This window comes from Spirochaetota bacterium, from assembly GCA_040756435.1.
In the GTDB taxonomy this organism is placed as follows: Bacteria; Spirochaetota; UBA4802; order UBA4802; family UB4802; genus UBA4802.
Map to the genome: position 1 here is coordinate 47,623 of JBFLZD010000017.1, position 12,714 is coordinate 60,336.

Below are 12,714 nucleotides of genomic sequence, written 5' to 3' on the forward strand. Positions count from 1 at the left end.
ATAAAGGATTACTATGTTCACAGTTAAACAGTATAAAGGTGATGAAAATCTTAAAAAGATTCTGGATAAGAATAATATGCCTGTAGACATATATAATCTCAAAGCTGCTATTCTGGGAGTTCAGGCTTCAGCAGGAAGTATTACGTTGCGGTCACTTATAAAAGATTTTTTTAATGAAGAAGTGCTGGAAAATAAAGATGTTGCAGATCAGATTGAGTCGTTGTGGTTTTACCTGTTACGCTTACAGCGCTTTGACGATAGTGAACTTGAGCAACCAGATTTTGACAATAAAACCCGTGAATCATATACAGCGTATGTGAATGCTTCCATCATGCGTGCTGAAACGTTTTTAAAATATTTATCCACAGGCCAATTAGATGAAATGCTGAAAAACGAGAAAGTGAATAAGATATATTCAATATTTATTGGCAATGTTAATCTGTTGAAAGCGTTGATTATAAGCATGGAAGAAAAGTGGTCGCAGGAAGATTTTACCAGTGATACAACTTTCCTGAAAAAATTAACGGGCTTTGTGCGGGTTATGTGGGATACACAAATTGCATTGAAAGAACATGCAAAAATATTTAACTTGCAAAAAATGAATAATAAGAATATCATTGAGGCAATTCAGCAGCAAACCGGGACTGAGATAGGCCGTAATGATCCATGCCCATGTGGCAGTGGCAAAAAATATAAAAATTGTTGTGGGAAATAAGCTTTTTACGATAGCAATGCCAGTATATGTTTTTTTCTTAAACCTTCCAGTATATTCATAGCCTGTGTTCGTTTAATATTTTCAAAAAGTGCAGGAATATCTTGTAATCTTTCCACCTGCTTTTGAGCTTCTTGGCGTGCTATACTGATAAGTTCAAAATCGTTAACGGGATCTGCAAATTCAAACGCTATCCCCTGACCATGCTGACGGGTGCCAATGAATTCACCAGCCCCGCGCATTTTCAAATCTTCTTCAGCTATAACAAAGCCATCATCGGTTGATGTTAAAATTTGTATGCGCTGCATGCTTTCCTGAGGGATGTCATCAGGATAAATCAAAACACAGAAAGATTTATATTCACCACGCCCAACACGGCCTCGTAACTGATGCAGTTGTGAAAGCCCAAACCGTTCAGCATGTTCAATAACAATGATAGATGCATTAGCAACATCAATCCCAACTTCAATAACTGTTGTGCTGACAAGAAGGTCAATGGCGTGATTATTAAATTGCTGCATAATTTTTTCTTTTTCTTCATTCGGTAGCTTTCCATGTAATAGAGCAATCGTTTTTGTTGGGAATCGCTTCACAAGCTGTTTGTAGGTTGCTGTTGCGGATTTTAAATCCAATTTTTCTGAATCTTCTATTAATGGCAATACATAATATATCTGTCTGCCCTCATTCATATATTTTTCCAGTGAACGATACACAGCTTCCAGTTTTGATGATGGAAACGCAAGAGTTGTAACAGGGATTCTGTTTGCAGGCTTTTGTTTGATTATTGATATATCCAGATCCCCATACAGTGTAAGCGATAGTGACCGGGGAATAGGCGTTGCTGTCATGACTAATAGATCTGGCATATAGCCTTTGGTTCTGAGACTTGCGCGCTGATTAACACCAAAGCGATGTTGCTCATCAATAATAATGAATCCTAAGTTTGCAAATTGTACTGTTTTCTGAATCAGTGCATGGGTGCCAATGATGATATTAAGAGATCCGTCTTTTAAGGCGGCAAGAGTTTCTTTGCGTTGGGTAGCAGATGTTGAACCGGTAAGAAGCTGTACAGTAACGGATTCTGGTAAAAACTTTTTAAACGTAGCATAATGCTGTTGTGCCAGTATTTCCGTTGGTGCCATAAAGGCAACTTGCTGTCCACGGCTTACCACAGCAAGGCTTGCAATCATAGAAACTACTGTTTTGCCAGATCCAACGTCACCCTGCAGCAAACGGTTCATGGGAAAATCTACATGTAAATCATTGATGATTTCCTGCACAGCATTTATCTGATCATCAGTAAGTTTGAATGGCAGGGTTTTGATAAAATCATTATACAGTGAATCATTCATTGCTGGTTTTGTATGTTTCTGTGTTTCTCTGATATAGTGGCGGGAGAGGTGTAAATAATATTGTAGAAAAAAAAGTTCATTAAAAGCCAGTCGCAAACGTGCTTGATGTGCTTCATCCATTGTGACGGGAAAGTGAATCTGCTGGATAGCCAGTGAAAGCGGCATAAGTTTCAGCCTTTCAACCATCTCACTGTCAAAGGGTTCCTGTATATGTTGCTGTGCCAATTCAAGAGCATTATAAATAATCTTTCTGAAAACCCGTGAGTTAAATCCATGTGATTTGAGTGTTTCTGTTGAGGGGTATATTGGCACTATTCTGCCTGTGTGTAATGTATCAGAACTATCGCCTATAAAATCATACTCCGGATGGACTATCTGCTTGGTACTGTAATAATCCACTTTGCCTGAAAACAGTACTGTGTCGCCTACTTCAAAAAGTTTAAGGAAATACTGAATGCCGCCAAAAAAAACGCCTGATAATGTATCACTGCCATCGTCAATAACAACTTCAAGGAATTTGCGACGGTGGCCTGAAATTTTTACCTGCTTAACAATTCCGGTAACGGTCACAACATCATTAACAAAACAGTCTTTGATTAATTTAGTGTTGGAACGGTCAATATATTTCCTTGGTAAAAAGTAAAGAAGATCCTCAACGGTTTCAATACCCAGTTCCTGCTTTAAGAGCTCAGCACGTTTGGGACCAATCCCTTTTATGTATTGAATGCTCTGGTCAAGCACGGTTACTCCTCTTCGGCAATATACCACACACTTGCAGGTATCTGCACATATTTTCCATCACGGGTGTAGAAGAATGAATAGTTGCGGCCGTCTTTAGGTGTGGTGACCTTTTGAACGCCATACCAGCGCTTTATTATTCTGCCATCATACCCAAATACGGTAATAGTAAGATTTTGACCGGTTATTGTTTCAATTTTTCGCTGTACGATATTCTTTTGTTCGTACGTGAAAAAATATTTAAAGTACAGATAAACGCCTGTCAATAAAAGAATTGCTAATAGTGTACCAAACACATATAGTTTTGCTTTTGTTGTCATTGTGATACTCTCCTTTATAAATAATATGTAATTGTTCCCACGTTAGAGGGGTAGAATAAGATTTCTCCTCACTTCGTTCGTCGAAATGACAAAGTGAGTTTGGTTCGTCGAAATGACAAAGTGAGTTTGGTTCGTTGAAATGACAAAGTGAGTTTGGTTCGTTGAAATGACAGAGTGTACTTTGGCCGTCGGAATGACAGGGTGAGTTTTGCATGTAGAAAAGGCTGAGTGATGTTGTCATTTCGAGCGCAGCGAGAAATCTTTGCTTTTTATGGTAAGATTTCTCCTCACTTCGTTCGTCGAAATGACAAAGTGGACTTTGGCCGTCGGAATGACAGGATGAGTTTTGCTTGTTGAAATGACATGAGCCTGGCTTTTTAAAATAGCCGAATAAATGGCTTGTTGAAATGACATTATTTTTTTTCATCTTTTTTAGCAACCGTGTATTGGGTGATGATGGCTTACATAACCGGTAAAAAAAGTACCAGCTTTATACGTACAAAGCCAGAGTTTTCCAGTAGCTATCGCCAAAATTATACAATAATATAAAGATAATAAACATAAAAATGTCAAATCTAAATAGAAATTTGTAGTCAATAAAAAATGATACTTGACTTCAAACGTATTTGCAGCAACACTTATTTCATATGTATCTACAATAGTTGCAGGTAGTTGTAACTATTTTTGTATTCTCATAACATATTTCGTTGTGTGATGTATTGGAGCAAAAACAATCTTTAATTGGATGGCATATGAAAAAATATGTATTTCTTGTTCTTGTGTGTATGATAGCAGCAAGTAGCTGTAAAAAAGAAACAATATTTGAAATTGAACCTAATGACACCTACACGCAGGCAAACCTTATAAATGTTGGCAAGCCAGTAAGTGGTTTTATTAATACTGAAAGTGATTTTGATTTTTATATGATAGATGTTACCGAACCGGTGCTCTTTGACATCAGCATTTCCGCCATTAAGGGTGTGAATATTGCTTTTACTGTGTGGAAAGCAGATGATGGTATTGTGCCATTGAAATATGTTGATGATATGCGTAAATCAGCACCCGAGCGCTTGCGTGGATTTAAAGTTGAACCGGGAAGATACTATGTTTCCATTTCACAGGGGGATAAGGATCAGCGAATTAAAAATACTGAAAATGCATATACACTGTTAATCAATCAGGAGGATGCCGAGGGCTTTGAGTCAGAGCCCAATGATACAATCTTATCAGCAAACCCGTTACCAATAGGTGTTCCAGTACGTGGGTACTATTCGCCTGCATTTAACAAAGCAAATACCAATGCGGCAAATCCCAATCGTGAAGAGGATTGGTTTACGTTTTCCGTTGATGAAGCTCCGGTTGTGTGTGATGTTGAGGTAACAGGAGTTATCGGCATTGAAGCAGAGCTTGATATTGTTGATGCACAGGGTACAGTGTTGTTTTCTTCAAATCTGCAGGGGCAGGGGGTAAGCCAGATAGCAAAGGGTATTGGCTTATCAGCTGCAGGGAACTATTATATTATGGTTGCTTCAAAAAATTATGCTGCAAACAATGAAGTGCCGTATAGCCTTATAATTACCATACGTAGTTATGATAATACAACCGAGATAGAACCAAATAATATAATGCAGTCGGCAACACCAGTAGTGACTGATACCATCATGGGAAGGATATATCCTGATAGTGATGTGGATTTCTATAACTATAGTGGCGATAGTTCCGAAAACAAATGGTACCGTGTTGAAGTAACACCACCCATGACTCTGGATATACTGTTTGCAATATACAACACAAAAGGCGAGGAACTCTACTCAGTTAATAATGAAGGTACCGGCCAGAAAGAATTATATCCTAATATTTTTATTGGCACACCATTTTATGTCAAGGTGTGGGCAAAACGTGGCCAGCTTGATCTTGATAATCATTATACATTAGCGATAGTTCCTGTGAATATATCTGACATGATTGATATTGAACCCAATGATACAAAAGAACTGGCAAATACCGTACCGGGTAATGCAATAAACAGTTATGTATCAAAGAAAGCAGATACCGATTATTTTATACTGCACTATAAAGGAAGGCAAAAAAAGTATTTTGTTGTTACAGCACCTGAAAAAATACCTGTGTCATTCTCTGTTACGGATTCATTGGGATATATTTTACAAACAGTAAAAGTTAAAGAGGGGAAGTCTGCAACCTTACATGAAATAATTGATGGGAAAGGGTATTGTATAGTGAAGCCATTAAATGATGCCTATGATGGTATATATCATATAGAAATCAGGGATAAGCCATGAGAAAAGTTAAAAAATATATCATTGTAGTTTTGGCCGCAGCAATCAGTTGTATATCCTGTACATCAGTTCCCAAATATGAGGCACCGGTTGAACCGGTTATTGCGCCTGTTGAGGTTAATGTTAATTTCAGGTTTATTGCAAGTGATATTAGTATTGCCAATCCTGATGATGATAAACGCTGCTATTATAAAGTGTTTATTGATAAAATAGATGCAGGAAGAACAACTATAGGCCTGGAATCACAGAAAAAATATTTTGAGGCAAAGCTATCGCCCAACACACACCTTATCGTTATAGAAAAGTGGGTGCTTGATGAGCGAGAAGGTGAATATAAAAAAGTAAATAATATATTGCAGCCAAAACCAAACTACTTTTACTTTGAAACAAAAACAAATGCAGTAACCGAAGTAATAATGGTTAATGACAAAAAAACAAATACAGCCCAGTATTCGGTTAATATTCAATAATAGCCAAATGTCTTATAAAAATATCTTATAGTGTGTTTGTTAAGGGATAGCATTAAACCAGTAAACGATGCATATAATAACCAAAAATAAAGTGAATATGAAAATAATACATACTTAGAGAGGATGGTATGAATATTGAAACAACTACCTGTATATCGCTAGAACATTTTGAGTTATGTAAATTATACGCCAGACAATATAATATGTCAATGCGTACATTTATCTCGGCACTGATAAGCTTTTCAGTTCAATGGGAAAAAGTTGATATAAAATCTTTTAAACAGCTTTCATATAGGAAAAAAGGGACTAAATGGAGACGCTTGCATTTAGTGTTGTATGAAGATGAATACGAGTTTTTTATGGATGTAAAAAAAGTTTGGAAGATGTCGTTAGCAAAAATAATTGCATTTTGTTTGGATAATGTATTAGGTGAATTTTTAAAAATACTTGATGAAATGGGTGATGATGATTATACCGATAACTATCGTTATTCAGGCTATACATTTAGCGTTTATAGAGAAGGTGAAATTATTTGCTGTCAATTTTATTGGGGACCACACCCGGAAATAATAAAAAAAGCAAAACTATTGGGACATATATAATTTAATATTAGAAAATATTAGAAAGAAAATCGTGGAAATATGTTTTCTTTTTCAAAAATAGATGCATTAGACTTACAGCCTTTTGAAATATGCTCAATACGCCCACCAACGGAAAATTACAGCCTCACATTCAGACTTACCCGTAACTGCTACTGGAACAAATGCGCGTTTTGTCCTGTGTATAAATGTGGTGCTAAATTTTCGCGTAGAAAGATTGATGAAGTAGTTGAAGATATAAACCGAGCAAAACAAATTGATGATTTTCTGTTTGAACAGGGGATTGGTTATCCTGTCTATTCAGAGGCTGACTTCTATAAGCTGCAGAATATACTGCAAAAGGTTCAGCAGCAACGCTGGGAAGCAGGAATTATTGATGATAATGATACTGTTAGTGCTGTTGCTGGAGCACAAAGTATTGATGATGAACGTTTGCAATGGTTTATGCAGTGGTTTGTTGATAAGCCAACATTGGCTCAGTGTTTTGAGCATGTTGTGCAGTGGCGCATTGGTGGTGGTAAAACCTGCTTTTTAGGCGATGCCGATGGTATGATAGTAGCGGCAAAAGACTATGAAAAGATACTATCGCACATAAAACAAAGTTTCCCCACATTACAACGCTTTACTATTTATGGCCGTACCAAGACCGCTTGCAAAAAAGATTTTAAGGAGCTTGTGCAATTACACAAAGCGGGGCTGTATCGTGTGCACTTTGGGCTTGAAAGTGGTAGCGATGAGGTTTTAAAGCTTATGAATAAGGGTGAAAATTCCCGTGACCATATTGAGGGTTGCCTCAAAGCCAGGGAAGCGGGGCTTTCGGTTTCAGTGTATAGTATGCCTGGACTGGGAGGTAAAAAGTTAAGCCATCCCCATGCACTTGAAACAGCACGCGTTATCAATGCAACGGCACCTGATTTTGTACGTTTGCGTACTCTTTCAGTTTTTCCATATACACCGCTTTGGGATATGGTAAAAGCAGGGGAGTTTGAGCCGTGTAGTGATGATGAAGTTGTGGATGAAATTGAAACACTGATAACAGCCATTGATGTTCCTGTTATGCTGTATAGCGATAGCGCAACGAATCTATTGCCGCTAAATGGAAAACTACCCCAGGATAAAAGTGCACTGCTTTCAGCAATACGTGAATATAAGTCTAAGGATTGCATTGAGCGATTGCAGTATCGCTTGCGTTCGCGACTGGAATCATTTGTGGGGCAGTATGGCAGATTGACTGATGACATTGAGAAGCTTATGCAACCTCTTGTTAGGGGCAATCAGATAGTTGTTGATAATATTGAGTATACAGAAAAAGTTATACACGCAATATGTAATAAGCTTATGCCATAATTAACACTTGACTATGTGTTGAAAATCCACTTTTGATTCCCAATTAAGGTGAAGTAGGTTTTTTAATATATCACGTGGAACATAAATTGTAAACGCTTCCAATTATATGGGATGATAATGTGAATAGCAAAATTTTGATTATTGAGTCTAACTTATGCTATGATGAAAGTTCAAGAATAAAGATTAGCAGTAGATAGAATTTTTAATTATTTTTTAAAATTCAAGTACTTGAATATAAAAAGGGGCCGTCTCATGGTTTGCTTTGAGACGGCCTCTTTTTTAATAAAAATAATAATCCCATTAAATTATTTTGCAGGTTGTTGGGTTTGTGGTGCTTGTTGCTGAGGAGCCTGAGTTTGCATATTTAATTCTTTGCGTAGCAATTCTGTATTTTTCTCAATCTTCTTTTCATCGCGCAGGGTATCTACAAGCTCTTTTATTTTCATGTTGAGTTTCTGCTGGAATAGCTGCTGTTTGATATACATCTCAGCCTGATCAACAGGGATACCTTTGAAACGAGCACGCTGCTGATTGTAAATTTGCTCAACTTCCTGAGGTGCAATAGTAATGTCGTTTTTAAACTTTTCACGAATATAGTACTGTACTACAAGGCCTTCTTTAGAAATATCTAAAAGAGTATTGAGCTCCTCATTTTTTAAAATACCATCATCTATAGCTTTTTTATAAACAAGGCGCTGTTGAATCATTTGCTCAAGGAAATTGTTTTTGTTTAACAGGGGGTTTCGTTCCAATTGTGCTGGATCCTGAGCTAATTTATCAATTTCTTCTTTGGGCAGGTTATAAATACTTTTCATTTGTGCATAGTAATATGCATTGAGTTCGTTATCAGTGATTTCATCGCTATCAATCTTTGCAATCCATTTTCCGCCATATTTATTGCCACAGGAGATTGCAAGTGCAAAAATCATAACTGCAATTAGTGAATAGAAAATCTTTGTTTTCATAGTATCCATCCTTTTGATAGTAAAAATTAAAAAATATGCCTCCAGGGGAGGGAATTATCATTGACTCTTTATAAAAATTTAAAGTTTTACGATTGATACTAGATTATAGTAATTGTTGCAACAATTTTTTTATCTCATCTAATTTTTTTTCTGGAGGTATAGCGCCAGTAACAAAGTTTACTATCTCTCTGTCATAGCGGTCAATGGATAGCCGTTTATCTTTTTGAATGAGTGCAACTAATTTCTTGGTGTCAAGTTTTGCTTCTTTAGTAATGCGCATTTTGACTAATTTTGTATCTTCAATAATTTCATCAATGTAGAGTTGGGATGCTAATGTGCGCACTTCTTCTATAGCTATCAGGGATTTTACCTCTTCAGGTGGTGGGCCAAAACGGTCAATCATCTCTTTGGTAAGGTCAGTTAATTCATCCAATGATTCACAGGCTTCATACCGCTTGTAAAATTCTATCTTCTGTTTTTCATCAGCTATATAATTATCCGGGATAAATATATTGGTTTTGATATATACGGGAGTCCTGAAAACATGGACAGGCTTTTCGCCTTTGAGCTTTCGCACTGCATCCTCAAGCATCTGGCAGTATAGATCAAAACCTACATCCATAATATTGCCTGACTGCTCTTTACCTAAAATGTTGCCCGAACCTCTAATTTCCATATCCTTCATGGCAATCTTAAAGCCGCCACCAATTTCAGTATATTCTGCAATAACCTGTAAGCGCTTCTGTGCATCTTCGGTTATTTTTGCATCTTTAGGATAAAAGAGGTATGCATAAGCTTGTTTATCGGATCTACCAACTCGCCCCTTTAATTGATATAGCTGTGATAGCCCAAACGTATCAGCCCTATTTACAATAATGGTATTGACATTGGGCATATCAAGCCCTGACTCAATAATAGAGGTTGAAACCAGCACATCATATTTCCCGTTAATAAAGTCAATCATGACCTCTTCAAGCTCGTGCTCATGCATTCTTCCGTGTGCCACACAAAACGTTGCTTCTGGCACAAGCTTTTCTAAGTACTGGGCCTGCTCATAGATGGTGTTGATGCGGTTGTGCACGTAAAACACCTGCCCCTTTCGTTCTATCTCTTTCAGTATGGCCATGCGGACAATGTCAGGATTATCTTCAATAACCAGTGTTTCAATGGACTGACGGTTTTCCGGTGGAGTTGCAATAATTGACAGGTCACGGATGCCTGCAAGTGCCATGTGCAGGGTTCGGGGTATGGGTGTAGCCGAAAGGGTAAGCACATCCACTAGAAGACGCAATTTTTTTAAGTGCTCTTTATGCTTAACGCCAAAACGCTGTTCTTCATCTATCACTACCAGCCCTAAATTTTTAAAATGCACATCCTTTGCAAGTAATGCATGGGTACCAATAATAATGTCAATAGCCCCGCTTTTAAGTCGCTCTTTGATTAATTTTATTTGCTGTTGAGTTTTAAAGCGTGATATCATTTCGATAGTTACCGGATAATCGGTAAACCGTTTGGAAAATGTTGTATAATGCTGCATTGCCAGCACAGTTGTGGGAACAAGTATTGCAACCTGTTTTCCCGCCATTACCGCTTTAAAGGCTGCTCTTATTGCTACCTCAGTTTTGCCAAATCCAACATCGCCACATACCAAACGGTCCATTGGCTGAGATTTTTCCATATCATCTTTAACATCTTCAATAGCAGTGATCTGGTCAGGTGTTTCTTCGTATTCAAACTTTGATTCAAACTCTTCCTGCCACATGGTATCTACGGGATATTGAAATCCCTTCAAAGCTTTTCGCTGTGAGTAAATTTTTAATAAATCCTGTGCTATCTCTTCAACTGATTGCTGAACACGCTCCTTGATACGGTTCCAGGCGGATTTTTTGCCCAGTGCATCAATGCGTGGTTGACGGCCATCAAGACCTACATAGCGCTGTACCATATTTATTTGGTCAAGTGAGACATATAACTTGTCACCCTCTGCATACTCTATGACTAAAAAGTCGCGCTCAATGCCACCTGCACTCATACGTTCAATAGCTTTGAAAATCCCTATGCCATGATTGATATGCACAACGTAATCGCCGGGCGATAGTTCTAAGAATGTTTCTATTGGCTTTGAATATTTCTGCTTGAAGTGTTTTTTCTTTCGGTATGATTTGCCAAAAATTTCGTGGTCGGTAATGATGCATGTTTTGATACTTCCTATCTCAAGGCCTTCATGAAGATTTGAAATAATAATGCCAAAATGCTTTTTAGGATTATATATGTCAAATTGCTCCTGCGGCTTAAATTCATTGAATAAATCGTACAATCTGCGTGCTTGCCCTTCAAACGATGTGCTTACAACAATATGCCATCCTTCTTCTATGCGTTTTGCGCACTCATTACGTACATCCTGAATTCTTCCCTGAAAGGAAGGAATGCTTTTTATGTGCCAGACATTCTGGGAATCGGTTATAAATGGATGCAGTTTGACAGCCTGCGTTTCAATATGCTGGTAACTATCGCTTAACAATAATTGCGATGCGGGAATGCAAAAGGTGCTTTCTTTTTTGTGATTGTATAGCTGATGGTATGTGCGCTCAATTTCAGATAATTTTGCTTTCAATTGCGGTGGATCGCACAGAAATATATGAGGATTATGGGCAAATGATGGTATTGTATCGGTTTGAATTGCCAGTGGAAACAAATCGTATATGCCAGGGACATTTGCTTTTTGCAATGACTCAAGGGCCTGTTTATTCTGGTTACTATCGCCGCGCATCAATTCTTTTTGTATTTTCTCTTTTTCAGATTGAGACAACAAAATTTCACGGCGTGGATAAATGGTTATGGTTTCCACCTGCTCAAGTGAAACCTGCGTCATGGGATCAAAGTAGCGAATGGACTCGCAGGTGTCGCCAAAAAAATCTAATCGCACAGGGTTGGCTGCATTGGGAAGATAGATATCAATGATACCGCCTTTAACGGAAAATTGTCCGTAGCGATCAACACGTGTTTCGCGCTCATAGCCATAAGTGATGAGGGTTTCAATGATTACTTCAAAAGGATATTCTTGATTTCTTTCAATGTGGATGCCTTTTTTCAAAAAGAATTCTTTATGCGGAATGGCTCTGAGCAATGATTCAATGGTTGCAACCACAATGACAGGCTTTCCCGAAAGAAGCTGGTAGAGCGCGGTAATACGATCACGTTCAATAGATGATGATGGGTTTACATACTCATACGGGAGTACTTCTAAAGGTGGGAAAGGGAAAATGATATCTTCATTGGCAAATGCTGATATGTCGGCAACAAAGCGATTCATGGTGTGATAGTCGGTAGTAACCACAATGGTTTGTGCTTGTGTGGTGTTAAATGATGTTGCAACAATAAATGGATACGCAGATGGGCAAATGCCTTCAATGTGGAAAGCTCTGACACCTGATGCTACCAGCGATTTGAATTCATCGGTTGATGAATATATGTTAGTAAGTTCTTTCAGGACCATGGTAGTAAATAGTAGTATATATATCGTGTATACAGTGAGTATGGTAATTACTTAATAGTATGTATAACTATGCACACGCCTATTTATAAATATTCATAATTCAATTGTACTTTTGTTTTATGATTTTTTCAATCTTTTTGTAAGGCTTTGACACTTTTATTTTCTTAGCTTTGCTCTAACACCACACACGCGATGATATGCACTATAGTATTCATTTTTGCACTATGCCTACCATTATTTGCTCTGACACCATCGTATTTGCCCTAATGTTTTGTTTTCTTTGTTAAAACCTTGCTCTGACACCAAATTTGAAAAACTGAACTTAAATTTTTTTCCTTTTTTCTGAAATTTTTCATCATTTCATGTACTATTTTTCACTTTCCTGCGTTGTATATACACAAAAGCGTTTTTTTACCAT

The 12,714-nt window shown here is 37.6% G+C and carries 9 protein-coding genes; 5 read left to right on the forward strand and 4 right to left on the reverse strand.

Going from position 1 to position 12,714, the window contains the following annotated elements; translation table 11 throughout:
- Window positions 1-13 precede the first annotated feature (13 nt).
- A complete protein-coding gene (locus AB1444_06685) occupies window positions 14-715 on the forward strand; it encodes an SEC-C domain-containing protein (GenBank protein MEW6526336.1) in 702 nt (233 codons plus the stop codon).
- Between the two features lie 5 nt (window positions 716-720).
- Here AB1444_06685 and recG read toward each other — a convergent pair whose 3' ends face one another.
- Both recG and AB1444_06695 read right to left on the reverse strand, forming a co-directional pair.
- Window positions 721-2,805: an ATP-dependent DNA helicase RecG gene (recG, locus tag AB1444_06690; GenBank protein MEW6526337.1), complete on the reverse strand. Its 2,085-nt coding sequence runs from the start codon at window positions 2,803-2,805 to the stop codon at window positions 721-723.
- A 2-nt stretch (window positions 2,806-2,807) separates the two neighbouring features.
- Window positions 2,808-3,122 carry a hypothetical protein gene (locus AB1444_06695; protein ID MEW6526338.1) on the reverse strand — a complete coding sequence of 105 codons (315 nt, stop codon included), beginning with the start codon at window positions 3,120-3,122 and terminating at the stop codon, window positions 2,808-2,810.
- Between the two features lie 752 nt (window positions 3,123-3,874).
- Here AB1444_06695 and AB1444_06700 point away from each other — a divergent pair.
- The 4 genes from AB1444_06700 to AB1444_06715 all read left to right on the forward strand — a co-directional run bounded on the left by AB1444_06700 (window position 3,875) and on the right by AB1444_06715 (window position 7,835).
- Entirely contained in the window at window positions 3,875-5,422 is a 1,548-nt protein-coding gene (locus tag AB1444_06700) for a hypothetical protein (protein MEW6526339.1), read from the forward strand.
- Window positions 5,419-5,889, forward strand: a complete 471-nt coding sequence (locus AB1444_06705) for a hypothetical protein (protein MEW6526340.1) — start codon at window positions 5,419-5,421, stop codon at window positions 5,887-5,889. Before AB1444_06700 ends, AB1444_06705 begins: the two co-directional genes overlap by 4 nt.
- A gap of 128 nt (window positions 5,890-6,017) precedes the next feature.
- Window positions 6,018-6,491: a hypothetical protein gene (locus AB1444_06710; GenBank protein MEW6526341.1), complete on the forward strand. Its 474-nt coding sequence runs from the start codon at window positions 6,018-6,020 to the stop codon at window positions 6,489-6,491.
- Between the two features lie 39 nt (window positions 6,492-6,530).
- The gene (locus tag AB1444_06715; GenBank protein ID MEW6526342.1) at window positions 6,531-7,835 is read left to right on the forward strand and encodes a radical SAM protein; all 1,305 of its coding nucleotides are present in this window, start codon (window positions 6,531-6,533) and stop codon (window positions 7,833-7,835) included.
- Window positions 7,836-8,140: 305 nt separating this feature from the next.
- Here AB1444_06715 and AB1444_06720 read toward each other — a convergent pair whose 3' ends face one another.
- Both AB1444_06720 and mfd read right to left on the reverse strand, forming a co-directional pair.
- Window positions 8,141-8,800, reverse strand: coding sequence for a SurA N-terminal domain-containing protein (locus tag AB1444_06720; protein ID MEW6526343.1), 660 nt, complete (start codon window positions 8,798-8,800; stop codon window positions 8,141-8,143).
- 103 nt (window positions 8,801-8,903) lie between these two features.
- Complete coding sequence (gene mfd, locus AB1444_06725; GenBank protein ID MEW6526344.1) at window positions 8,904-12,296, reverse strand: transcription-repair coupling factor; 3,393 nt, start codon at window positions 12,294-12,296, stop codon at window positions 8,904-8,906.
- Window positions 12,297-12,714 lie beyond the last annotated feature (418 nt).